General features: G+C 35.3%; 22 protein-coding genes. 7 read left to right on the forward strand and 15 right to left on the reverse strand.

Annotated elements, in window-relative coordinates; genetic code table 11:
• The 5 genes from AC1DVP_RS04885 to AC1DVP_RS04905 form a co-directional block, all read right to left on the reverse strand.
• The gene (locus tag AC1DVP_RS04885) at nt 1–411 is read right to left on the reverse strand and encodes an OsmC family protein (protein ID WP_477182414.1); all 411 of its coding nucleotides are present in this window, start codon (nt 409–411) and stop codon (nt 1–3) included.
• Entirely contained in the window at nt 411–695 is a 285-nt protein-coding gene (locus AC1DVP_RS04890; RefSeq protein WP_477182415.1) for a GNAT family N-acetyltransferase, read from the reverse strand. Before AC1DVP_RS04890 ends, AC1DVP_RS04885 begins: the two co-directional genes overlap by 1 nt.
• A 181-nt stretch (nt 696–876) precedes the next feature.
• On the reverse strand, nt 877–1,593 hold the full coding sequence (locus AC1DVP_RS04895; protein ID WP_477182416.1) for a pirin family protein: 717 nt from the start codon (nt 1,591–1,593) through the stop codon (nt 877–879).
• Between the two features lie 159 nt (nt 1,594–1,752).
• Nucleotides 1,753–2,328 carry a Crp/Fnr family transcriptional regulator gene (locus AC1DVP_RS04900; RefSeq protein ID WP_477182417.1) on the reverse strand — a complete coding sequence of 192 codons (576 nt, stop codon included), beginning with the start codon at nt 2,326–2,328 and terminating at the stop codon, nt 1,753–1,755.
• Between the two features lie 73 nt (nt 2,329–2,401).
• Nucleotides 2,402–2,764, reverse strand: coding sequence for a DUF983 domain-containing protein (locus AC1DVP_RS04905; protein WP_477182418.1), 363 nt, complete (start codon nt 2,762–2,764; stop codon nt 2,402–2,404).
• Nucleotides 2,765–2,854: 90 nt separating this feature from the next.
• On the opposite strand from AC1DVP_RS04905, the gene AC1DVP_RS04910 reads away from it, so the two are divergent.
• Complete coding sequence (locus AC1DVP_RS04910) at nt 2,855–3,715, forward strand: AraC family transcriptional regulator (protein ID WP_477182419.1); 861 nt, start codon at nt 2,855–2,857, stop codon at nt 3,713–3,715.
• A 188-nt stretch (nt 3,716–3,903) separates the two neighbouring features.
• Here AC1DVP_RS04910 and purT read toward each other — a convergent pair whose 3' ends face one another.
• The 3 genes from purT to AC1DVP_RS04925 all read right to left on the reverse strand — a co-directional run bounded on the left by purT (nt 3,904) and on the right by AC1DVP_RS04925 (nt 7,660).
• A complete protein-coding gene (gene purT, locus AC1DVP_RS04915) occupies nt 3,904–5,064 on the reverse strand; it encodes a formate-dependent phosphoribosylglycinamide formyltransferase (RefSeq protein ID WP_477182420.1) in 1,161 nt (386 codons plus the stop codon).
• A 257-nt stretch (nt 5,065–5,321) separates the two neighbouring features.
• Nucleotides 5,322–6,527, reverse strand: coding sequence for a pyridoxal phosphate-dependent aminotransferase (locus tag AC1DVP_RS04920; RefSeq protein WP_477182421.1), 1,206 nt, complete (start codon nt 6,525–6,527; stop codon nt 5,322–5,324).
• 41 nt (nt 6,528–6,568) lie between these two features.
• Nucleotides 6,569–7,660 carry a fatty acid desaturase family protein gene (locus tag AC1DVP_RS04925; protein ID WP_477182422.1) on the reverse strand — a complete coding sequence of 364 codons (1,092 nt, stop codon included), beginning with the start codon at nt 7,658–7,660 and terminating at the stop codon, nt 6,569–6,571.
• Nucleotides 7,661–7,767: 107 nt separating this feature from the next.
• Between AC1DVP_RS04925 and rsmG the strand changes: the two genes are divergently transcribed.
• The 4 genes from rsmG (at nt 7,768) to AC1DVP_RS04945 (ending at nt 12,411) form a co-directional block, all read left to right on the forward strand.
• Nucleotides 7,768–8,397: a 16S rRNA (guanine(527)-N(7))-methyltransferase RsmG gene (rsmG, locus tag AC1DVP_RS04930; protein ID WP_477182423.1), complete on the forward strand. Its 630-nt coding sequence runs from the start codon at nt 7,768–7,770 to the stop codon at nt 8,395–8,397.
• A gap of 387 nt (nt 8,398–8,784) precedes the next feature.
• A complete protein-coding gene (locus AC1DVP_RS04935) occupies nt 8,785–9,846 on the forward strand; it encodes a sensor histidine kinase (protein WP_477182424.1) in 1,062 nt (353 codons plus the stop codon).
• Complete coding sequence (locus AC1DVP_RS04940) at nt 9,843–10,562, forward strand: LytR/AlgR family response regulator transcription factor (RefSeq protein ID WP_477182425.1); 720 nt, start codon at nt 9,843–9,845, stop codon at nt 10,560–10,562. Before AC1DVP_RS04935 ends, AC1DVP_RS04940 begins: the two co-directional genes overlap by 4 nt.
• 106 nt (nt 10,563–10,668) lie before the next feature.
• Entirely contained in the window at nt 10,669–12,411 is a 1,743-nt protein-coding gene (locus AC1DVP_RS04945; RefSeq protein WP_477182426.1) for a CocE/NonD family hydrolase, read from the forward strand.
• Between the two features lie 109 nt (nt 12,412–12,520).
• Here the strand turns inward: AC1DVP_RS04945 and pruA are convergent, their stop codons facing one another.
• The 6 genes from pruA to map all read right to left on the reverse strand — a co-directional run bounded on the left by pruA (nt 12,521) and on the right by map (nt 20,682).
• Nucleotides 12,521–14,149 carry an L-glutamate gamma-semialdehyde dehydrogenase gene (gene pruA, locus AC1DVP_RS04950; RefSeq protein WP_477182427.1) on the reverse strand — a complete coding sequence of 543 codons (1,629 nt, stop codon included), beginning with the start codon at nt 14,147–14,149 and terminating at the stop codon, nt 12,521–12,523.
• A 97-nt stretch (nt 14,150–14,246) separates the two neighbouring features.
• Nucleotides 14,247–14,633, reverse strand: a complete 387-nt coding sequence (apaG, locus tag AC1DVP_RS04955) for a Co2+/Mg2+ efflux protein ApaG (protein ID WP_477182428.1) — start codon at nt 14,631–14,633, stop codon at nt 14,247–14,249.
• An 80-nt stretch (nt 14,634–14,713) separates the two neighbouring features.
• On the reverse strand, nt 14,714–15,961 hold the full coding sequence (locus AC1DVP_RS04960) for a type IX secretion system plug protein (protein WP_477182429.1): 1,248 nt from the start codon (nt 15,959–15,961) through the stop codon (nt 14,714–14,716).
• Between the two features lie 103 nt (nt 15,962–16,064).
• Nucleotides 16,065–18,971 carry a DEAD/DEAH box helicase gene (locus tag AC1DVP_RS04965; protein WP_477182430.1) on the reverse strand — a complete coding sequence of 969 codons (2,907 nt, stop codon included), beginning with the start codon at nt 18,969–18,971 and terminating at the stop codon, nt 16,065–16,067.
• A 128-nt stretch (nt 18,972–19,099) separates the two neighbouring features.
• Nucleotides 19,100–19,864, reverse strand: coding sequence for a class I SAM-dependent methyltransferase (locus AC1DVP_RS04970; RefSeq protein ID WP_477182431.1), 765 nt, complete (start codon nt 19,862–19,864; stop codon nt 19,100–19,102).
• Nucleotides 19,864–20,682 (reverse strand): type I methionyl aminopeptidase, encoded by an 819-nt coding sequence (map, locus tag AC1DVP_RS04975; protein WP_477182432.1) that lies wholly within the window; start codon nt 20,680–20,682, stop codon nt 19,864–19,866. Before map ends, AC1DVP_RS04970 begins: the two co-directional genes overlap by 1 nt.
• A gap of 213 nt (nt 20,683–20,895) precedes the next feature.
• Here map and AC1DVP_RS04980 point away from each other — a divergent pair, with 213 nt between their 5' ends.
• A complete protein-coding gene (locus AC1DVP_RS04980) occupies nt 20,896–22,152 on the forward strand; it encodes a DUF445 domain-containing protein (RefSeq protein ID WP_477182433.1) in 1,257 nt (418 codons plus the stop codon).
• A 128-nt stretch (nt 22,153–22,280) separates the two neighbouring features.
• On the forward strand, nt 22,281–23,555 hold the full coding sequence (locus tag AC1DVP_RS04985) for an acetyl-CoA hydrolase/transferase family protein (RefSeq protein ID WP_477182434.1): 1,275 nt from the start codon (nt 22,281–22,283) through the stop codon (nt 23,553–23,555).
• Between the two features lie 72 nt (nt 23,556–23,627).
• On the opposite strand, the gene gpmI is transcribed toward AC1DVP_RS04985, so the two are convergent.
• The gene (gene gpmI, locus AC1DVP_RS04990; RefSeq protein WP_477182435.1) at nt 23,628–25,145 is read right to left on the reverse strand and encodes a 2,3-bisphosphoglycerate-independent phosphoglycerate mutase; all 1,518 of its coding nucleotides are present in this window, start codon (nt 25,143–25,145) and stop codon (nt 23,628–23,630) included.
• Nucleotides 25,146–25,357: the final 212 nt, after the last annotated feature.

The raw sequence follows: 25,357 nt of genomic DNA on the forward strand, positions 1-25,357 counted from the left end.
TTAAAGTGTAGTGTTAATAATTGTTTTTCCTTTAAGTAATTTTGAAATAGGACATTTATCAGCAATGATTAATAATCGGTCTTTTTGCTCGGCACTAACTTCTCCCGAAAAAGTGATGTTTCTTCTAATGGTTGTTGTCAATTCACCGCTTACGGTTTCCTGATATAAATTTAGTGAAATGTTTATTTCTGGGATTATCCATTCTTTTCGGTCGATGTACATTCTTAGAGTTGAAAGGGTACAACCCGCCAAAGAAGCCAATAGAGTAGAAAACGGATCCATTCCTAAATCTTTACCGCCAACATTTTCGGGTTCGTCCATAAGGAATTGCCCATTTCTCCACGTAATAGCACACAAGTATTTTTGAGTGCCTATGTGGCCAAGGATGTCATTTTCAAAAAGATTTTCCATTATAATACGTCTCTAAATTCGGGAGTTTTGTCAAAAACTTTTTTTGCAAAAGGACAAAGAGGAATGATTTTGATGTTTTTTTCTCTTGCAAATTCTACTGCTTTGGCTACCATTTTTTTTCCATAGCCTTTTCCGTTATTACCTTCGTTTACTTCGGTATGATCGATGATAATTTTATCTGGTCCCGCAAATACAAAAGTCATTTTAGCTTCTGTCTTACCGTTACTGTCTATGTGAAAAAAACCGTTTTTGTTGGTTAGTTCTAGTTTTACTTCTTCGTTCATGTTTTTTTTAAGTTTCTAAGGATCTGAGTTTCTGAGATTCTAAATATGATTATACAATCTATTGTTTTATTCAGTTTTCCTGCAAGGTATTTTTGAACCTTGCAGGATTATTGAGCAACCTAATTTATTTACAAATAATCTGAATTCGATTAATGCTTTTTTAAAATCTTAGTATCTATTCTCAGTAATTCATAGGAATTTCCATTAACAGAAATTTTGCATCGGTGGTTGCTTTGATGTCCAAAGTTTTGAAATCAGTTATGCCCAAACCGTCACGTGTTTCCAATTCTTGACCGTCAACAGTTATTGTTCCAGAAATTACAAACACATAAAGTCCGTTTCCTGCTTTTTTTAATTCATACTGTTTAGAAAATCCGGCACTAAAATCGGCTAAGTGAAACCAAGCATCCTGATAAATCCAAACTCCGGCATCATCTGGATTAGGAGATAATATTTGAGCAAAATTATTTTTTTGTTCAGCAGTATCTAAAGTGATTTGCTGGTAACGCGGTTCTACATTTCTCACTTTTGGGAATAACCAAATCTGAAAAAGTTTGGTGCGCTGATCAGCATTTGGGTTGAATTCGCTGTGCTGAATTCCAGTTCCTGCACTCATCACCTGTATATCGCCAGTTTTGATAGTCTCAGTATTTCCCATACTGTCTTTGTGAGCCAAATCACCTTCTAAGGGAATAGTAATAATTTCCATATTGTCGTGCGGATGTGTTCCAAAACCCATTCCTGCAGCAACGGTGTCATCGTTTAAAACGCGTAAAGCGCCAAATTGAACTCTATCCGGATTGTACCAGCTTGCAAAGCTGAAGCTGTGATAAGCGTTTAACCATCCGTGATCTGCGTGTCCTCTTGTATCTGCTTTGTGTAAAACTGTATTTTTCATGATATATAAATTTATTGTTTTTTGTTATACAAATTTACATTCGATGTTAGTGTTTTATACTTAACCTAGATTAAGAACTAAGAAAACGTGTTCAGTGCTCAGATTTTAGTGTTCGGTGATCGATTTTGACAAGACTGAAAACGGTGACTGCGACTAAAACTACTTCCGTAACATTTTACTTTTCATTTTGCTAAAAAACTCTGGAGTTACACCAAGATAGGACGCAATTTGTTTTTGAGGCACACTGTAGATTAGATTTGTGTGTTTTTTGCAGAATTTTTCAAAACGCTCTTCGGCAGTTAAACTTAAATTGTCCATCAAGCGCTGCTGATGCGCTACCAATGAATTCTCGATTAAAATCCTGAAAAAACGCTCAAGCTGCGGTATTTCTTTATACAGAATTTCTTGATTCTCTTTGGACAATATAATTACTTCTGCATCTTCTATGACCTGAATAAAAAGGTTTCCCGGTTTTTGCGAAAGCAGACTGTACATGTCATTTATCCACCAGCCGCTTGTAGCAAAACTCAAAACGTGTTCTACAATATTGTCGTTGATGTTGAAACTTCTCAGTACGCCCGAATTTACAAAATAAGATTGTCTGCAGATTTCGCCTGCATTAAGCAAAACGGTTTTGGCTTTGTATTGCTGTGTTTCTGTTTTAGACAGGAAAAGTTCCTGTTCTTGCTGTGTAAGCGTTACATGCTGCGCAATATTTTTGAGTATTAGTGCCATTTATTTTGCTTTGGGAATAAATAAAAAATTAACTTGAAAGCACTAAGTTAACTATTTTACTTATCTCCATATCCTAAATCGAATAATTCTTAAACATATAGATCCATAACAATCGGGAAAGACGAATGTTAAAAGAAGCCATCAATACAATGACAGCAGTAATAATGGCAATGATTCTTAAGTCGAAAGTTTCTGTGAAAAATTGATGGGCAATTAGATAAGTGGCAATTCCCTGTGCTACGGTTAAGCCATAGTTTACATACATGGCACCAAAGAAATACCCGGGTTCTTTCTCGAATTTGAATTGGCAATGAGGACAATATGGATTCATTTTTGGAAAGCCAATGTTGAAGAAGATATTTTTTTCGTTAAATACTTTTCCTTCAAGACAATGCGGGCAATCATTACTTAGGATGTGAACAAGTGTGTGTGACATTTTTAAATTTTTTTCAAAGGTATTTTTTATCCGTGTCACAGATGTTTTCTATATTCGCTAATTATAGGACAATAAAGACATGGAGGAACTATGAGCAAATATCCGATTTATTCGATTCAGCGATTTAACTGTAATGATGTTAATAGTGATTTCTATATTAATACCTTCAAAAATCACTTAGTGGATCACAGTTTTGTCGAAGAACCACATAGGCATAATTCGTATGTGTTGGTTCTTTTTACCAATGGATCAGGAACGCATGACATCGATTTTAATACTTTTGGGATTCAGCCTGGCAGTATGTTTTTTCTGCAGCCAGGGCAAATGCATCATTGGAGTTTGTCTGATGATATTGATGGGTTTGTTGTGTTTTATTCTCAGGAAATGTACAATTTGTATTTTAGGCAAAAAGCAATTGAGGCTTATCCGTTTTATTATTCTTTAGGTAATTCGCCCGAAATGGTTTTTGATGCTGAAGAATCAAAAGCGATGGAGTTTTATTTTTATAATATGCTTGAGGAATATCAAGGGAATAAAATCATGAAGCAGGATAAAATTATGAATTTATTGGACAGTATTCATATCGAAATTGCGAGAAAATATAATGAGGAATATGTTTTGGAAACTCATTCCTATAATGTGAAAATCAAAGATTTTGATTTGCTTTTGGAAAAATATTTTTGGACAGAAAAAGCGCCTTCATTTTATGCATCCCAACTCCATATTACACTGAAACATTTGAATAGAATATGCAATGAAATCTTGAAAAAAACCACCACTCAAGTAATTACGGACAGAATTATTCTGGAAGCAAAAAGAATGCTGATGGATAAAAAAAGAACAGTCAGCGAAATTGCAACAGAGTTGGGTTTCGATGACTATTCTTATTTTGTCAGGCTGTTTAAAAAGCATGCCGGTATGACGCCGACAGTTTTTCGGGTTTTTAAATAGCTTTTAATGGGTTTGTATATTTTTCTTTTAAACACATAGAAACATAGAATAAAACAGAAAATACAAGACGCTTTGCTTAAGATAGTTTTCATAGCGCTATGTGTAAAAATGTATTTTCTAAAACTTATCTTTTTTTAAAAGAGTAATTCTATGTTTCTATGTGTTGAAAAAATGAATTTAAAGGTAAACTAATAATGCACTTTAATTAATTGAGCCGCTTCTTTTGCTTTTTCCACTATTTCTTCAATTGGAGTATCTAGAGTGTCATTGACTAAAGCCACACCCATTCTGCGGTATGGTCTTGAAGTAGGTTTTCCAAAAATCCTAAAATCAGTTTTGGGTAATGCTGCGATTTTTTCTATTCCTGCAAAAGTTGGGTTTGTTGAATTTTCGGAAGCCAAAATTACAGCGCTGGCTCCTGCTTTTTCTAAATTAATTTCGAAAATGGGCAAGCTCAAAATAGCACGCAAATGCAATTCGAATTCATTAAAATTCTGTGTTCCTGCCAAAGTAACCATTCCAGTGTCGTGAGGTCTTGGTGATAATTCAGAGAAATAAACACCGTCATCGGCAAGGAAAAATTCCACGCCAAACAATCCTGCTCCGCCCAAGGCTTCGGTTACTTTTTCGGCCATGTCTTGTGCTTCATATAAATCTTTGTCAGATACTTTTGCAGGTTGCCAGCTTTCCTGATAATCCCCGCGTTCCTGTCTGTGTCCGATTGGCGCGCAAAACAAAGTAGGATTGTTGTTTTGAACTACGGTCAATAAGGTGATTTCCGAATTGAATTTTACAAAAGCCTCGACTATGACTTCTACAACATCGCCACGGGAGCCTTCTACGGCATATTGCCATGCTTTGTCAATGTCAGCAGCGGTTTTTATGGTTGATTGTCCTTTTCCAGACGAAGACATTAATGGTTTTACTACGCATGGCATTCCAACAGCTTCAACTCCTTTGTGTAATTCTTCGGCTGTTGTGGCATAACGGTAATCAGCAGTTTTTAAACCTAATTCTTTGGCAGCCAAATCCCGAATAGCTTTTCTATTCATGGTAAAGTTTGCCGCTTTTGCAGAAGGAACTACAGTAATGCCTTGTTTCTCGTAATCATAAAAACGCTCGGTTCTGATGGCTTCTATTTCGGGAACGATAAAATCAGGCTGGTGTTTGGCTACGATTTTGTCTAGAGCGTCTCCATCAAGCATATTGATGACTTCAAAACCGTGTGCTACTTGCATAGCTGGGGCATTTTCATAACTGTCAACGGCAATTATGGTTTGCCCAATGCGTTGTGCAGCAATTGTAAATTCTTTTCCTAATTCGCCCGAGCCTAGAAGTAGTATTTTCATTATTTTGAACTTTATATGTTGAAATTTCCTGTGATTGGGAATATTGTTTTAGATTGTAGCAAAAATACATTTTTTGTATGAAATTCTTTTGAAATTGGTTTTGGTATTTATTTGCTATTTTGTGAATAATGGTATTGTGTGCCTATTCGTCTGTTTGCGTGAGAGCACACTCAACGGTTTTCTTAAATGAAAAAAGTTCCAGTTTTCAAGTTGTGAAACCTGAAACCTGGAACTTGTAATTTGAAGCAAATGTAATATTATGCAGGAACTTCGGTAAGCGTAACTGCTTCTTTGATTCGGCGTAAAGCTTCTTTTAATAATTCATCGCTGGTTGCATAAGAGAAACGGATACAATTTGGGTTTCCAAAAGCATCACCTGTTACAGTTGCAACACAAGCTTCGGCCAAAAGATACATTGAGAAATCGTTAGCATCTTTGATAAGGGTTCCTTTTAATGTTTTTCCGAAGAAAGAAGAAACGTCTGGGAATACATAGAATGCTCCTTCTGGAACGTTGATTTTGATTCCTGGAATTTCTTTTAATAAACCAACAACTAAATCTCTGCGGCTATGGAAAGCCTGAACCATGTGGTTTAATACGCTTGGATCAGCATCTACAGCAGTAATAGTGGCGCGTTGTGCTACGGAATTAGCTCCGGAAGTTACTTGCCCTTGGATTTTAGTACATGCTTTAGCGATAAATTCTGGTGCTCCAATGTAACCAATTCTGTATCCTGTCATTGCAAAAGCTTTGGCAACTCCGTTTACAGTAATTGTTTTTTCTAACATTCCAGGAATAGATCCGATACTGCAGAAAGTTCCTGAGAAATTGATATGCTCATAGATTTCGTCAGCAACTACATATATGTTTGGGTATTTTTCCAATACTTTAGCCAAGGCAGTTAATTCTTCTCTGTTGTAAACAGATCCGGAAGGATTACAAGGAGAAGAGAACCACATCATTTTTGTTTTTGGCGTGATAGCAGCTTCTAATTGTTCTGGCGTGATTTTGAAATCAGTATCTACAGAAGTTGGAACTTCTACAGGAACTCCTCCAGATAATTTCACGATTTCAAAATAGGAAACCCAGTAAGGTGCAGGCAGGATAACCTCGTCGCCATCATTTAGCATTACTTGCGCAATGTTGTATAATGATTGTTTTGCTCCTGTCGAAACTACGATTTGCGATGGTTTGTAATCTAATCCGTTGTCTCTTTTGAATTTTCTGCAGATAGCATCTTTTAAATCGCCATATCCGTCAACTGGAGAGTATGTGCTGTAGTTTTCGTCAATAGCTTTTTTTGCAGCTTCCTTGATAAAATCTGGAGTATTGAAATCTGGTTCTCCTAAGCTTAAACTGATAATGTCTTTTCCTTGTGCTTTTAATTCTCTTGCCAATGCAGCCATCGCTAATGTTTGTGATGTAGCTAAATTGTTAATTCTGTCTGAAAGTGGATTGCTCATTAAATTGTAATTTTTTGGTTTATTCTTTTTTTAGATAATTATTATAGTGCGGGTTCTAGACCCAATGTTCTTAAATGTTTAAAGTGCGCAACAACAGCAGCTGACATTGTTTTATACTCGTAATATGGCAATTGGCATTCCTTGGCTGTTTCTTTTACGATTTTTGCAATTTTACCGTAATGCACATGACTAATATGAGGGAAAATATGGTGTTCGATCTGGTGGTTTAATCCTCCAGTGTACCAGTTTACGATTTTGTTTTTTGGCGCAAAATTTACTGTGGTAAATAATTGGTGTATTGCCCAGGTGTTTTCCATTTCGCCAACTTCGTTTGGCTGGGGATTGGCAGCTTCATCAACCACGTGTGCCAATTGAAATACTATACTTAAGATTAATCCGGCAGTGTAATGCATTACAAAAAATCCAACCAAAACTTTCCACCAAGTGATTCCAATAACCATTGGCAAAACAATCCAAATGCCCATGTAAATGACTTTTGTAATAATTAATGTTGTCCAAAGTATTTTTGGACTTTTTGGCTCACCATAAGATAATTTTCTTTTTAGGTAATTCCTCATTTGTTTGAAATCGGTTGTAATAGCCCAGTTAAATGTTAATAAACCATATAAAAATACAGCATAATATTGTTGGAATCTATGGAATTTGTGCCATTCTGCTTCTTTAGAGAAACGCATAATTCTACCTGCTTCTAAGTCTTCATCATGTCCAATTATATTAGTATAGGTATGATGCAATACATTGTGCTGTACTTGCCAGTTATGAACATTTCCCGCCAAAACATATATGGTTCCTCCCATAAATTTATTGACCCAGCTTTTGGTAGAATAAGATCCGTGGTTGGCATCATGCATTACGTTCATTCCTATTCCAGCCATTCCTATTCCCATAATGATAGTTAATAGAAGGTGAGCCCAAAAAGGCATGTCTAAAGTAAGTATCAAAAAATAAGGAATAAGAAAGACAGTGAAAAGAATTACAGTCTTCAAATGGATCTTCCAATTGCCTGTTTTCTCAATATTATTTTCTTTGAAATAGCTGTTAACTCGAGAATTAAGGGTTCTGAAAAACTTTAAATTGTCTTGCTTTGCAAATGTAGGTGCAGTATTGTTCATATAATTTTTTGAATATTTGCAAAGGTAACCAATATAAATTTTCAACATACAATATTGAGTTAAATATTTCTAAGCGAAAAGCAGTACTTTTGTTAAAAATTTTTAAGATGGACGATATTCTAAAGTACTTTCCTAACTTATCTGATAATCAGATAGAACAGTTTCAAAAATTGGATTTTTTATACCACGATTGGAACGAAAAAATCAACGTTATTTCACGTAAAGATATTGACTCTTTATACACCAAACATATATTGCATTCTTTGGCTATTGCCAAAGTAAATAAATTTGAGCCGGGTACTTATGTGCTGGATGTGGGAACCGGAGGCGGATTTCCGGGGATTCCCTTGGCTATTCTTTTTCCGGAAACCCGTTTTTATCTGATTGATGTTATTGCCAAAAAGATAAAGGTGGTAAAAGCAGTTGCAGAAGCTTTAGAATTAAAAAACGTAAAAGCCGAACAGCTTCGTGCTGAAAATGTAAAAGGTGATTTTGATTTCATCGTAAGCCGAGCAGTGACCAATATGCCTGATTTTGTTTCTTGGATAAAAACAAAAATTAAGAAGCAGAATAAACACGAATTGAAAAATGGAATTCTTTATTTAAAAGGAGGAGATTTAACCGAAGAACTTAAAGATTTTCCAAAAGCGACAGAATATAATATTGCCGATTTCTTCGAAGATGAGTTTTTTGAAACCAAGAAAGTAGTGCATTTGCCATTGAAGTTTGTGGTTTAAAAAACTTCAGGTTTCAGGTTTGTCGGTACTATAAAAGCAATAGCCGAATCTTAAATTAAGATTCGGCTATTGCTTTTATAGTCAAAGGTTTTCAAGCCTGAAACCTAAAACCTGAAACTTTTAACTATTCTCCCAAAAATGGATATCTGTAATCTGTTGGAGTTATAAATGTTTCTTTAATAGTTTCTTGGAGAAGCCCAATGGAATAATCTCAAAAACAGAATCCGCTTTTTCATTGATATAAAAAAATCAGATTTTTTTATGTGTTGGAGTAGTGTAATTAACGACCTAGCTTCATTCATCCTCTATTATTTTCCGTTCATGTACTTTTATTTGCTCAGTCTGTATTAGAGGAATACCTTTACAACAGCACTAAAAACTTTTACATTGAAAATAATTAGAACAATATCGACCTATTGGAAAATTCAGCTCATAGGATGGATTACCACTTCTTTGTACTGGGGATTTTCAGCTTTTTTTAACGGTGATTTTATCTGGGAAATAGGCATAGCAGATTTAATACTGGATGTGTCTATCGGTATTGCACTGACGCATATTTACAGAAATTTTGCTTTAAAAAATGGGTGGAATAAATTAAATCTGAAAATGTTAGTTCCAAAAATTGTGCTTAGTGTTTTGGTGCTCTCCTTATTGTATATGTTTTTGATTGTTGGTAAACTTTATCTGGTACGTTTGTTTATTGTAAATAGTGTCCCAGTTTCATTTTTAGAGTTTTTCAAATCTGCACAATTACAGATTTTTATCACTGGTACCAGACTAATGTCTATTTGGGTATTGGCATACCATCTTTATCATTATTCAAGACTTGAAATAGAAACAGTAAAGGAAAATGCACGATTGTCGATTATAATAAAAGAGGCACAACTGAATAACCTGAGCGCACAGCTTAACCCACATTTCTTTTTTAATTCGCTTAATAATATAAAGTTTTTGGTATTGGAAAATCCACATTTGGCTAGGAGAGCAATTGATCTGTTATCCGAGTTGCTAAGGAATTCTTTAAACAGTAATATTGGGAGATTAGTATCCTTAAATGACGAAATTAACCTTGTCAAAGATTATTTGGAATTAGAGAAAATACGATTTGAGGAGCGTTTGCAAATAAAAATTGAAACAAGTTTAGACTTATCAAAATATTTAATTCTGCCTTTGAGTATTCAGTCGCTGGTGGAGAATGCAATAAAACATGGAATTGAAAAAAGGAAAAGTGGCGGATTTATTAATCTAAAAGTTGAAATGGAGAACAATTTTATAAAAATCAGTGTTCAAAACTCGGGAAAGTTAAGTATACAGATTAAAGATTCGGGTATCGGATTAAATAACCTGAGAGAGAGATTGTTGTTACAATATAATGGAAATGCCTCTTTTGAAATTAAAGAGCAGGAAAACGAAACGGTTTTAGCAACAATTTTACTTCCATCCGAATGAAAAAGATACAAGTTATAATAGTTGATGATGAACGTTTATCACGGGAAGAACTGAAAAGAGCATTAAAGGAGTATGATGACTTTGTTCTTATAGGTGAGGCTGAAAATGCTGATGAAGCTAAGGATTTGATCGAAACGAAAATGCCTGATTTAATTTTTTTAGATATTCAAATGCCTGAGAAATCTGGCTTCGATTTATTGGAGTCCTTAGATAATGTGCCGGCAGTATTATTCACTACAGCTTATAAMCAATATGCAGTTCAAGCATTTGAAGTAAATGCTTTAGACTATTTAATGAAACCCATACGAGAGGAACGCTTTGCAAAAGCAATTGAAAAAATAAGAAATACTATAAACTTGAAATCCTCTTTAAATAGCTTTGAAACTAAAGACCGAAAAATTTTCATCAAGGATGGGGAGAAACGATTCTTTATCCAATTGGATGAAATTTATTTAATTGAATCACTTGAAAATTACACCAGACTTTTTTTTCAAGGCAAAAAAGCCCTGCAAAGGCGTTCTCTCCGCCAATGGGAAGAGATGCTGGATGAAAGTATTTTTTTTAGAATAAATAGAACTGAAATTATAAATATTAAATATATCCAAGAAGTAAATAGAGCTATCAGTGGAAGATTGGAAGTGAAATTAAAAACTGGAGAAGTATTAGAAGTATCAAACCGCCAATCAGTAAAATTCAAAAATATAAATGGGATTTAATAGCGGAATGGCGCTGATATTTTCTAATGTTAATTGCAAGTATTGATTGTTTTTATACCAGTTAAAAATTAAGATTTAAATAAAACTACCTAAATAAAACTCTTCAATGAAACCAATTTTAAATTTTATATTTATTTTTTTAATAGTATCAAAAGCTTTCTCACAGCAAACAAGTGTAATAAAATCAGAAGATGATAAAAGTGCTTATGATATTCAGGACAGTGTGATGATTAAAACCCGCGATGGTGCATTTATATCAGCAATGGTAGTTCGGAAAAAAGGAAGCAGTACTCCAAAACCTGTCATCCTTCAATTTACTATTTATGTTAGGGACAAAGGAAGAGATGTCAAATCCTTAAAAGAATCGGTAGACAAGGATTATGTGGGCGTAATCGCTTATACAAGAGGTAAACGATTTAGCCCCAATGAAATATTTCCTTATGAAAATGACGCGAATGATGCTTACGATGTCATCGATTGGATTAGTAAGCAAAAATGGTGCAATGGAAGCGTAGGGATGTATGGCGGTAGTTATAATGGGTTCACGCAATGGACTGCTTGCAAAAAAATGCATCCTGCACTTAAAACGATAGTTCCTAATGTCGCCAATAGACCTGGAATGGGATTGCCAATGGAAAACAGCGTATTTGTAAATCCCAATTATGAATGGTCGTTTTATGTTGGGAATAATAAATATTTGGATACAGTAGCGGGAAACGATAGACAACGGTTTAGAATAATGCAAAATAAATGGTGGCAATCAGGCGTAGCCTATAAAAAAATGGACAGCGTTGATGGTAGTCCAAATAGATTGTTTCAACGATGGATAAGCCATCCTTCATTTGATAATTATTGGCAGAAAATGGCACCATACGGAAAAGAATTTGCACAAATAAATATTCCTGTGTTAGCTTTTGACGGGTATTACAACGATTCTCAAAATTCAAGTTTGTATTATGTAAGAGAACTTCAGAAATATAATCCACAAACTCCTGTTTACGTAATTATTGGTCCCTATGGTCACTTTGGTACTCAAGTTGGAGGCGAACTTAATTTGTATGACTATAAGGTTGATTCAACAGCAATAATTAATATAAAAAAAATAACGTACCAATGGTTTGATTATATTCTAAAAAACGGCACTAAACCAGCAATGCTGAAAGATAAAATTAACTATGAAGTAATGGGTGCAAATGAGTGGAGAAGCGCTTCTTCTCTTGATAAAATGGCCAATGGTTTTCTCAAGATGTATTTGACTGATAGCAAATCAGGAAATTTTTATGCCTTAAATCCTAAAAAACCAGTTCAGAAAAAGTATCTATATCAGGAAGTTAATTTTGCTGACAGACAAGCGCAAAATAATGAGTACTATCCAGATCCCATCATCAGAAAAGAGATTGACACGAGCAATGGATTTATTTTTATAAGTGAACCTTTGAAAGAATCAATGTTAATTAATGGCTCATTTTTAGGGGAAATAAAAGCAAGTATCAACAAAAAAGATATGGATATTGGTGTTACTTTATATGAAGTAATGCCAAACGGAGATTATTTTCATTTGTCTTACTTTTTAGGCCGTGCCAGTTATGCCAAAGACATTGCAAAAAGGAATTTGCTTAAACCAAATGAAATAGAATCTATCCTCTTTTCGAATACGCATTTGGTCAGTAAGCAATTGAGCAAAGGAAGTCGTTTGCTTGTGGTTATCAATGTCAATAAGAATCCATTTTCTCAATTGAATTATGGTACAGGTAAAGAAGTTAGTGATGAAACTATTGAGGATGCAAAAGAGCCGTTAAAAGTAAAATGGTATAATGATAGTTATGTAAAAATTCCGATTTGGAAGTAAAAGGTTCAGTTAATAACAAAACCCACAAGAATTCAATTTATTTTGAATTCTTGTGGGTTTTTAAATCTTAAATCAAGAATCTCCAATCGAAATCCTCAATCTTTTAAAACTATTCTCCCAAAAACGGATATCTGTAATCAGTTGGAGTAACAAATGTTTCTTTGATTGTTCTTGGAGAAGCCCAACGCAATAAGTTCAATGCCGAACCAGCTTTGTCATTGGTTCCAGAAGCTCTTGCTCCGCCAAAAGGCTGCATTCCTACGATAGCTCCAGTTGGTTTGTCATTGATGTAGAAGTTTCCGGCAGCGTTTTGTAAAGCTATTGTAGCTTCTTCGATAGCATAACGGTCTTGGCTGAAAACAGCTCCAGTTAAAGCATATTCAGATGTAGTGTCAACCAATTTCAATGTTTCAGCCCATTTCGCATCTTCATAAACAAAAATCGTCATAACAGGTCCGAATAATTCGGTTTCCATTGTTGTGTATTTTGGATTTGTTGTTACGATGATAGTTGGTTCAACAAAGTAACCAACAGATTTGTCGTAATTCCCTCCAACAATAATTTCTGCGTCAGCATCTTTTTTGGCTTGGTCAATAAAACTGGCCAATTTGTCAAAAGATCCTTCATGGATTACTGCGGTAATAAAGTTGCCAAAATCTTCCGGAGAACCCATTTTCATAGATTTTGTATCTGTAATCAATTGTTCTTTGACAGCAGGCCATAAGCTTTGCGGTACATAAGCTCTTGAAGCAGCAGAACATTTTTGTCCTTGAAATTCAAATGCGCCACGAACGATTCCAGTGGCTACTTGTTTTGGATTGGCACTTGGGTGAGCAATGATAAAATCTTTACCGCCAGTTTCTCCAACTATTCTTGGGTATGTTTTATAATGGTGAATATTAGTTCCAATTTTGGCCCAAATATCTTTGAATACATGAGTTGAGCCTGTAAAGTGAATTCCAGCAAAATCACGGCTAGCCAAAATAGTATCGGTAATCATCAAAGCATCTCCAAAAACTACGTTGATAACACCATCAGGAACTCCTGCTTCTTTGAAAACATCAATAATAATTTTTGCAGAGAAAACTTGACTGTCACTTGGTTTCCAGATGACAACATTTCCCATCATGGCAGCACTTGCAGGAAGATTAGCTGCAATAGCTGTAAAGTTGAAAGGCGTTACTGCGTAAACAAAACCTTCAAGCGGTCTGTATTCTAAACGGTTCCACATATCTGAAGCCGATTTTGGCTGATCTGCATAAATCTGTGTCATGAATTCTACGTTGAAACGTAAAAAATCGATCAATTCGCAGGCTGCGTCAATTTCGGCTTGATGAATATTTTTGGATTGCGCAATCATAGTTGCGGCATTAATTTTTGCTCTGTATGGCCCAGCGATTAATTCGGCTGCTTTAAGGAATATGGCAGCTCTTTGTTCCCAAGCCATATTTGCCCAAGCTTCTCTTGATTCTAATGCGTTGGCAATGGCTTTTTCAATATGAGTTTTTTCGGCCAAATGATAAGTGCCCACGATATGCTGATGATCGTGTGGAGCCGTCATATTTCGGGTGTTTCCCGTTCTGATTTCTTCATTTCCAATATACAATGGGATATCGATTTTGGAATTCCACATAGCTTTGTAAGTGGCTAGAACTGAAGTTTTTTCTGGAGAATTTGGAGCGTAACTTTTTACAGGTTCGTTTACCGCCTTGGGTACATTAAAAAATCCTTTTAGCATGTCTTTTATAATTAATTAGTAAGCAATTATATAATTTGATGCAAAAGTACAAAGGAAAGATTTAAATTGTGCTAAAATTGTTGTAATTAAAGTCAATTTAATTTAAAGCAAAAGGAGCACACATTTTAAAAGTAGGTACGATAACCCTAAAAGATTTGGTAGAAGTAAAATTTATCATGTTGAAATATCCTTTCATTGCCCCATAAGGAGATGATAATAAACAGCCGGAACTATAAGTATGCTGTTCTCCAGGTTTTAAAACTGGTTTTTTGCCGATAACACCTTCTCCGTCAACATATTCTAAATCATTTAAGGAGTCGTAGATTTCCCAATGGCGTGAAGTCAATTGAACAGAGTCTTTACTATAGTTTTCAATCGTAATTTCATAACTAAAGGCAAAATGAATCTTGTAGTTTTTGAAGTAGGTTCCTTCAAAACTAGTCAATACCGAAATTTTAATGCCTCTTGTTATTTGTGAAACCATGTTAATGAGCTAATTAAGTGCTGTATGGCGACAAATCTACGAAAAAAATGAATATTCTATTTAAAATTTTTCAAAGTTTTCTAATTTGTTATGTTTAATGAATTGGCGGTTCCTTTTCCAATAACTTTTACATATCGGTCAGTATTTCCTTTGTAGTAAACCAATACCGTATAATCATTTTCAGTTTGATAGAAATTTCCATCAATTGCATTTTCTAAGTCGATAAATCCTTTATTGTCTACTGTTGTATATTGATAGTTTGTAAATCCCTGCTTGATTAAAATTGCTTTTTCATAAAGCCCTTTTTCAGTGTTAAAATCCATTTTGTTTTCGGGAGTTGTGCTGTAATTATTGAACATTCCCATTATATAAACAGAAGAACTCGGATTAGCCAAAGGAGCAGACAGGCTAAAATAAACCCAAGAATAGTCGGCTTCAATTGTATTGTTTTCTCCGTCTAGTTTTCTGATTGAAAAATTTCCGTTAAGATCGGAATAGTTGGAATAGGGAAAATTGGCTTTAGCACTATTAGTAAATAAATGCGTATTGTAAATACCATTATTCGAATTAACGAAACTCACATAATTATTAGCATTTTTGATGTCTTTGGAATCAAAATTTAAAAATTCATTGCCAGCCCAAAATTGCGTTTCTTGGTCGTATTTATAAACAAAAACATTGCCTATATTGTATTGTGGGACAATATTCTTAATCGCAGTATTGAAATTGCCGTTTTGAAGTAAAACCACTTTTAGATTTTGTGTCGGATTTTGCAGCAGAAAATCGTCAGTGTTGATTTCGAAATTCAGATTGTGTTTCGAATAAATGTTTTTGACAGTTCTCGGGCGTCTTATTTTTAAAGGGACAGATACGATATTGTCATACAGTACAAAATACCTTTTCAAAATGACCTCTTTATCAGAATTTAAAATGATAAGCACATAATTCCCGCTTAATTTTATTTTGGTGTAATCATTTGGAATGGATAATCGGTAATGAGAGAAAATCTGTAATGTATTGAAAGAGTTCACGTATTCCTGAATTTTTTGGCTGTCAAAACCGGAAAGGTATTCGCTTTTTGGAATATCTGTGGGTACCCAATTATAGTCGCAATGGGTGATTTCGTAATAATAGTCGACTTCATTGCCAAATAAGTCGTCAAACTGAAATTCAAAGGATTCTCCTAATTGAAAGATGGGAACAACGTTTTGACTGTTCTGAACAAATGAAGCAGTTTTAATGTTATATGGAGGCGCTATTTCAGTCTGAACTTGGGCTGTTAAGGTTAGGCAGAAGAAAGAAAGAAGTAAAACGGCTATTGATTTCATTATTGACTATCGTTCATGAGTTGTAAATATACAAATTATTATGAAAGCTGTATACATTAAGCTTTAGGTAAAAGGCTTATTGCGTATAGCTTAAAGTCTAAAGCTATTCCAAAATAAAATCCAAATTCTCCTCAATTTCGTCACCAATGTAATTTTCGTCCAAAAGGGAATCGGACAATAATTTTTTACTTTCCTGCAGGCGGATGATTTTTTCTTCAACGGTATTTTTGGTGATAAATCGAATCACATTTACTTTGTTCATCTGTCCAATTCGATGTGCACGGCCAATTCCCTGTTTTTCCGAAAAAGGATTCCACCATGGATCCAGAAAAACGACATATGAGGCTTTAGTAATGTTGAGCCCAACGCCACCAGCTTTCAAAGAGATGAAAAACAGCAGCGGTTTTTCTTGTAGCTGGAAACGGCTGACCTGATATTCCCGCTCTTTCAAAGGGGTTTCTCCGGTGAGTTCGCAGAAATCGATTTTGTTTTCTTTGCACCACGTTTTGTAAAAATCCAAATTGGATACAAACGAACTGAAAACTATTGTTTTTTGGTTCGATTGTACCAAAGTTTCCAGATAATGAGTCACAGCAATATATTTTCCCGAATCCATTTCCGATTTGGAATCAATCATTTTTGGGTGATTGCTCAATTGTCTCAATCTCATCAAGGTGTTGATGATGCTGATTTTGTCCACACCAAAACCATCAGTTTTTAATAGCGAGTTTCGAGCTTTGGATTTTTCTTCTTCGTAAAGTTTTTCCTGTTCGGATTCCATTTCGCAATAGAAAATCTGTTCGGACAGTTCTGGTAAATCTTTTAAAACCTGTTCTTTGGTGCGTCGCAGAATAAAAGGACTGATAAGATTTTTCAGTTCCAGTAAACTGTTCTCGTCTTGTTTTTTCTCGATTGGGAGTTTATAATTTTCGGCAAAAAAAGCATAGCTCCCCAAAATATTCGGATTGATAAACTGCATTTGCGACCATAAATCATCGAGTGAATTTTCTATTGGAGTTCCGCTCAGTGATATTTTGGAATTGGCTTTTATCTGATTGATGGCCTTGAAAATCTTGGAATTCTTGTTTTTGATGTATTGGCTTTCGTCCAAAATCAAATACCTGAAATTGTATTTTTCTAAAATAGAGATATCTCTGGAAACGACAGCGTAACTAGTGAAAATCAAGTCGTATTTTTCTAATTTTCTCGAAAGCAGTTTTCGGTCGTTGCCAATGTATTGCACTCTGCGAAAATGCGGTGTGAATTTTCGGGCTTCATTATACCAATTGAAAACCAATGACGAAGGCAGAACAATCAAAGCTTTCAGATACTCTTTTGGCACAGGAATTTCATTTCCAAACAAATCGAGTTGAACGTTTTCGGCTTTTTCAAAATCCAATTGTTCTTGTACAGCAACGAGTGTGGTCAGGGTTTGCAATGTCTTCCCCAATCCCATATCATCAGCCAAACAAGCGCCAAGACCATTATTATAATGTTCTAATAACCATTTGACACCTTCAATTTGATAGGGTCTCAATGTCGCTTTTACCAATGTTGAAGGCTGATACTCAATGTCCGCTTTTAAATTTATCGAATCTTTAAGCTCTGGAATGCTTTCTAGAACTGCAAAATTGCTTTTGAGTAAACTGAGATTTCCGTTTTGAATTTTCGCCAATTTTGCCATTGGACCATAAAGCGTCATCCATTCGATTGGAATCAAAAAGTAGTTTTCATTAGGTAAAAGAAAAAGTCGGTTTCGGTTTTTTATGTTATCAATAATTTCACTGAAACTAAATTCAAATTCCTCACAAACGACTATCATTTTAATGTCAAACCAATCGCTTTTGACTTCATTCGAAAATTGAATAGCCACTTTTTGAGTGTCAATTTTCTTGCTGTCGATTTTTAAATTTTTAACCGAAAAACCCGAAGATTCGAGAATTTCCTGATTTTCGATTGCCCATTGTATTGTTGCGTATGGATCTTGTTTTTCTGCTTTTGGCGAAAGCCCAAACAAACTGTTTTCGGTTTTGGACAAACCTAGTTTTAGTAATTGATCTGTAAATAATGATTCAGTTTCAGAACGTTTGAATTGAATGAGTTTGATATTGTTTAAATCGCTTAAATCAATATTCGAATGCGTTTTTTTAGTTGAATTTAAGTCAAAGGAATAACCGTTATAATCGAAAACTAAATTGACATAATAACTGTTTTTGAAAAAATCCAACACTGGCTGAATCGAGCAGGAAACGATTTTGTTTCTGGTTTCAATCTCAAATCCTGTTGCAGTGATGTCTGCTTTTTTTGCTACATCCTTGATGAATTTCTCAAAATAGTCAGGAACTAATTTAGACGGAATCTCAATGGATTTTTTTGTCAAAAAAGGGGTGATTTTTTTGGAATTTATATGTTGTAAATGAAAAATTTTTCTGTCCACAATGAGCCAGCTTGGTTCGTCCAAAAGCAATTCGATTTTGGTATCCAAAGGATAAAAAACAGTTTGATCGTCCTTTAAAGCTAGAGTATAAGTAATGCCATTTTCGTGTTTGTCAAAATGGAGCTGCGTTTTCAAAGACGGATAATTGCTAGTAATACGGCTATTCCTGAAATCTTTCTCAATGCCCAAATTCATAGACAAAGGAAAATTTTCTTGTTTGATTAAAGTGTAAAACTGGTCTAGGTTCGTTTTTGTAAATTGGCGAATGCCAAATTCCAATTTGGAGTCTTTGAGTAAATCATCAATGGTCTTGGCCGATTTACTGTTTTTGCTGAATTTTTTAAAAACCTTTTCGGGTTTTAAATCTTCGCAAATGGTTAAAGTTTTTTTAGTGACTGTGTCTAAATTGTCAAAAATAATCCCGAAACTTTGTAAAACTTCGGGACTTGCTTTCTTGTCTAAATATTTTATTTCCTCCGTTTGTTTGATAATATATGCTGTTGGGATATAATGATTCAGTTTTTTTTCAAAACTAATATCAAAGCAGAACTGAAAGGAATTTTCGGTTTTCAAATGCGATTATTTATTTTGCTTGCAGATTAAATTTTTTCCCGCCACAGATTTTAAGGATTTTCACAGATTTCTTTATTTGTTTTTTTAATCTGTGGCAAAAATATTATTCAGGCCAGAGCTAGTTGATATTATTTAAAACAAACGGGAATGATTTCACCTTTTGCCAAACAATATTTTTCTACTAATTCGGGAGCAATTTTATTGGTGTAGTCTTCCTCGACAACGGTAAACCCAATGCTTCTCAGTTTGTCAAAATAATCACGGCCATAAATACGAACGTGGTCGTATTGCCCGAAGATTTTGGCGCGCTCTTTTTGGTCTGTAATAGAATCATCTGCAAAAGTTACTTCTCTTTTCAAATCTTGCGGGATTTGAAGAATCGCCATTCCGCCCGGTTTCAAAACGCGGTATAATTCCTGCATCGCTTTGGTATCATCTGGGATGTGTTCCAATACGTGATTGCACAAAATAACATCGTATTGGTTGTCTTCAAAAGGCAAGTTGCAAATGTCTGCTTTTACATCTGCCAATGGCGAAAATAAATCAGTTGTGGTGTAGTCCAAGTTTTTTTGCTTGCGGAACATTTTGTAAAAAGCCTGTTCTGGCGCAAAATGCAATACTTTCTTTGGAGCGGTAAAAAAATCGGTTTGTTCGTTCAAATATAACCAAAGCAAACGGTGTCTTTCCAATGAAAGCGTACTTGGAGAAAGCACGTTATTGCGTTGCGTTTCGTACCCATAAGGCAACATTGACTTGAAGCTTTTTCCGTCAATAGGGTCGGTGAAATTAGTTCCTTTTAATGAAAAAGCAATAATAGGGCGTGCAACATAACTCATCCTGATTAATAAAGGACGAGGAATAGTGTTTAGTATGACTTTAAAGAGTTTTTTCATTATAGAACTAATGGGATTTTACGGAATTCATCTTCTTCGTTGCTCACGATCCCTAATTCTTTGTAGATATAGGCAAACGTCGATAAAATTTCAGGTTTTCCGTCTATAATGGCAACGTCGTGTTCGAAATGGGCAGATGGTTTGCCATCGGCAGTAGTGATTGTCCAGCCGTCTTTGTGTTGTTTGATGTTTTTGGTCCCCAAATTAATCATCGGCTCAATGGCAACGACCATTCCTTCGATGAAAAGTTTACCGCGGCCTCTTTTTCCGTAGTTAGGCATTTCGGGATCTTCGTGCATTTTTTGCCCTACACCGTGGCCAACGAGTTCTCTAACCACACCATAACCATGCGCTTCGGTATATTTTTGGATTGCGTTTCCAACGTCTTCAACACGGTTTCCAATGCGAAATTCACGGATTCCTACGTATAGAGATTCTTTGGTCACTTGAAGCAGTTTTTTAGTTTCGGGAGCCACTTCGCCAATCTCAAAAGAATAGGCGTGGTCACCGTGGTATCCATTTTTGAAAGCACCGCAGTCAACCGAAATCACATCACCGCTTTCTAAGGGTTTGTTATTTGGAATTCCATGCACCACTTGTGAATTTGGGCTCATGCATAATGAATTTGGAAAACCGTAAAGTCCAAGGAAACTAGGTACAGCACCATGATCTCTGATGAATTCTTCGGCTCTTTTGTCAAGATATAATGTTGTAACTCCTTCTTTTATTTCAGAAGCAATCATTCCTAATGTTTTTGATACGATCAATGCACTTTCGCGCATTAATTCTATTTCTTCACGGGTCTTTTGAATAATCATATTTTCAAATTTTCAGTTTGCAAAAGTACAATTTTAAAATTATTTCTTTTGTTTTCGGTTTCGGTTTGTTTTAATTTTTTGATCTAAACACAAAGTTCACAAAGAAGTCACAATGAATACAAAGCTTAGCGAACTTTGCGATATTCTTTGTGAACTTTGCGCTTGAATTTTAAAGTATAGTTGTAAATTAGCAATAAATCAATTAGTTACAGTATGAATGCATCTTTAGATCGGGAAAACAGCAAGAAGAAACAGAAGTTGAATAAAATGAAAAGAGTTGCATTCCTGTTTTTTGGAACTGCTGTACTTCTTTTTGGAGTAGCAGTTTTTTATAATATTGGAATACTAAAAGCATTTAGCGAAGCTGCAATGGTGGGGGGTATTGCTGATTGGTTTGCAGTCGTAGCTTTGTTCAGGCATCCGCTTGGAATTCCCATTTGGCATACTGCAATAATCCCTACAAAAAAAGATGAAATAGGGGAGAATCTAGGGAATTTTGTTTCGGATGAGTTTTTGACAAGAGAAAAATTAGAAGTCAAAATAGAACAGTTTAATGTGGCTGTAAAAGCTTCGGACTGGCTGATGGAGGAGAAGAATGCTAGTTTAGCAGCTAATTTAATTACGGAAAATGTGATTCCCGGAGTTTTGAAAACGATAGATGATGAGCAGGTAAAGCATTTTGTGCAAACGCAATTTAGTGACAAACTAAGCAAATTGAATTTTGCCGAATGGATTGCTCTGGGGCTGGATTCATTGGCGAAAAGTGAAAAGCAAGAAGAACTGGTGACCAATGTTCTCAAAACGCTTATCATTGAATTGCATAACAACAAGCATTTGATTGAAGAAAAGGTGAAGAGCTCTACTCCATTTTTGTCTTTTGGCTTAGCCGACAAAAAAATAACCGAAGGCGTTTTTAACGGCTTGTACGATTTTTTGGAACAGGCAAGCCATCAGGACAGCGCAATTCGCAAAAGGATAAATGACTATGTGATGAGTTTCATTACCGAGCTGAAAGAATCTCCCGCAATGCAACAGAAAGTCAATGATTTGGTTCTTGGCTTTGCCAATAAAAAAGAAGTGCAGGATTATATTAGCGGTATTTGGCAGGAAATTAAAATTGCTATAGCTCATGATTTGGCTAAAAAAGAGGAATCAACGATAAAAAAGAGCATTGCCAATATGATTCAGGGTTTTGGCAAAGGAATACAAGCCGATCAGCTGATGATAGACAAGATTAATAATTTTGTTAAAAATGATATGCTTTCGGTGCTGATCAGTAACAAAAAAATGATTGGCGACTTGATATCGTCCACCGTGAAAAGTTGGGATACTGATGAAGTTTCGAAAAAATTAGAATTGGAAATAGGAAGCGATCTTCAATACATTCGGATAAATGGTACGCTTGTGGGCGGTTTGGTTGGGCTTTTGATTTATGCGACTGAATGTGTATTGCATAGTTTTATATTGTAATTTTTGAGCAGAAGAAATTTAATCTGCGGCAATGCAATGGATGATTTTATCTTTTTGTAATTTGAATATGAGCGTTGTCATATTTTATTTTTTCTATTTGTTTTACTTTTGTTATAAATATAACATTTATGGGAAAATATGTAACTGCTGAGGAGGCTGTCAAAGTCGTAAAATCAGGTGATAGGGTTTATCTTCAAGCTGCAGCGGCTGCGCCAACGATTCTTGCCAATGCTTTAACCGAAAGAGCTTCTGAATTGCGAAATGTAGAAATATGTCATTTGCATACCGAAGGCGAAGCGCGATACGCTAATCCTGACCTTGCCGAAAGTTTTCATGTCAATTCATTTTTTATTGGCGGGAATGTTCGGCATACTTTAAAAGCGGGGAACGGTTCATATACTCCTGTTTTTTTGAGTGAATTGCCGCGTCTGTTTCGAAGAAATGTATTGCCCCTTGATGTTGCTTTTATTCATGTTTCACCGCCTGACAGCCACGGATATTGTTCCCTTGGAGTTTCTGTGGAAGCTTGTGTTGCTGCGATTGAGAATGCGAAAATTGTGATAGCGCAGGTAAATCCTCAGATGCCAAGAACTTTTGGTGACGGAATTCTTCATATTTCAGAAATAAATTATATGGTGGCCGTGGATGTGCCTATTTATTCTCATGAAGTGGAACTTTTTACCGCAGAAGAAGATAAAATAGGGGATTATATTGCTTCTTTGATTGAGGACAGGAGTACACTTCAAATGGGAATTGGATCGATTCCTAATGCCGCATTAAGCAAATTAGAGAATCATAAAGATTTAGGATTACATACCGAAATGTTTTCGGATGGTGTAATTGATTTGATTGAAAGCAATGTGATCAATTGTAATTATAAAGGATCATTAAGAGGAAGAGTGCTGTCCACTTTTGTGTTAGGATCTAAGCGGTTGTATGATTTTGTAAGTGATAATCCGTTTATTGAATTACGGGAATCTTCTACAGTAAATGATACTGCGAGAATCAGGAAAAATCCAAAAATGATTGCTATTAATTCAGCTATAGAAGTTGATTTAACCGGACAGGTTTGTGCTGATTCTATTGGGCCAAGAATGTATTCGGGTGTTGGGGGACAAATGGATTTTATACGTGGCGCATCTTTAAGCGATGGAGGAAAAGCGATTATTGCTTTGCCGTCAACCACCAAAAACGGATTAAGCCGTATTGTTCCTTTCTTGAAACAAGGAGCTGGAGTGGTAACCACGAGAGGTCATATTCATTATGTAATTACCGAAAACGGAATTGCCGATTTATATGGTAAAACTTTAAAACAGCGCGCTGTCGAAATGGTTAAGATCGCCCATCCTAATCATCAGGAAAACATTGAGCGGGAGTACTTTTACTTGTTGGATAAAATGTAAAGAAAATGGGCGCAAAAATTAATTTCACGCCCATTTTTGTTTATTAAAGAAAAAACTAATTGGTTTTTATATTTATAGTAATGAATGACAAGTCATTGCTGCCGGCTGTTCAATTCCCATCAAGGCAAGAACAGTAGGGGCAATATCTCCTAATACTCCATTGTTAATGGTTTTCAAGTCTTTGTCAACAAGAATGATTGGCACTGGATTTGTTGTGTGAGCGGTATTTGGTGAACCGTCAGGGTTAATCATCGTTTCACAGTTACCGTGGTCAGCAATAATAATGGTTGTATAATCATTGGCCAGAGCGGCTTCAACTACTTCTTTTACGCAGGCATCAACTGCTTCACATGCTTGTATTGCAGCACTCATAATTCCCGTATGCCCAACCATGTCACCATTGGCAAAGTTTAAACATACAAAATCAACTTCACCTTTGTTTAATTCAGGAACCAAAGCATCTTTCAATTCATAAGCGCTCATTTCTGGCTGTAAATCATAAGTGGCTACTTTTGGAGAGTTTCTTAATATTCTTGATTCACCTTCAAATGGAGTTTCTTGACCGCCAGAAAAGAAGAATGTTACGTGAGGATATTTTTCTGTTTCAGCAATACGGATTTGTTTTTTGTTGGCTTTTTCCAAAACTTCACCTAATGTTTCTGTGATGTTGTCTTTGTTGTAAACCACTTTCACATTCTCATAAGTTTCATCATAATTGGTTAGCGTCACATAGTACAATTTTAATTTGTGCATGTTTTGCTCGTGGAAATCCTGCTGTGATAATGCCTCAGTCAATTCACGTCCTCTGTCTGTTCTAAAGTTGAAGAAAATAACCACATCGTCTTCTTCGATAATCGCAACAGGCTTGTCATTTTCGTCCACCATAACCGTAGGTGCAATAAATTCATCTGTCACATGGTTTTTGTAGCTTTCTTTTATGGTTTCATAAGCATTAGTTGAATGAGTACCTGTTCCATTTACGACTAAATCATAAGCTAGTTTAACACGTTCCCAACGCTTATCACGATCCATTGCATAATAACGGCCAATGATAGAAGCTATTTTTACAGGAGTATTTTTGATATAATTTTGTAAATCCTGAATGTATCCTTTTCCAGATTTTGGATCTACATCACGGCCGTCAGTAAACGCGTGAATGAAAACTTTGTCCAATCCGTATTCTTGAGAAGCGTCAATTAATCCTCGCAAGTGAGAAGTGTGTGAGTGAACGCCTCCGTCTGAAACTAATCCTAAAAAATGCACTTTTTTATTGTTCTCTTTAGCGTAAGTGAATGCATCAATTAAAACCTGTTCTTTTGCAAGAGTTTTATTGTCTACGGCCAAATTAATTTTTGCTAAATCTTGGTACACAATTCTTCCAGCTCCAAGATTCATGTGTCCTACTTCACTGTTTCCCATTTGTCCTTCTGGTAAACCAACGTTTAATCCATCAGTGCGAAGCTGTGCGCTAGGGTATTTTGTATAAAGACTATTTATAAATGGAACATTTGCATTATCAATTGCAGAAACTTTCGGGTCAGGAGATTTCCCCCAACCGTCTAAAATCATTAAAATTACTTTTTTATTCATGGTGTGAAATTTTTTGCAAAGATAGGCCTTTCGCAAAAAATAGAAGTGAGTCAAAACCACTATTATACATAAAAAAGAGAAGTGCAACAAATACTTAAAATTGTGTTGCAAAAAGTAGATTTTTCTAAAAAAACTGCAAAAAAAATCCTCAAAAACCTAGTGTGAAAAACGTAATTTTTGAGGAGGATTTTGTCTTGTAAACTTGAGTTTGA

The organism is Flavobacterium sp. P3_A6, assembly GCF_056403035.1.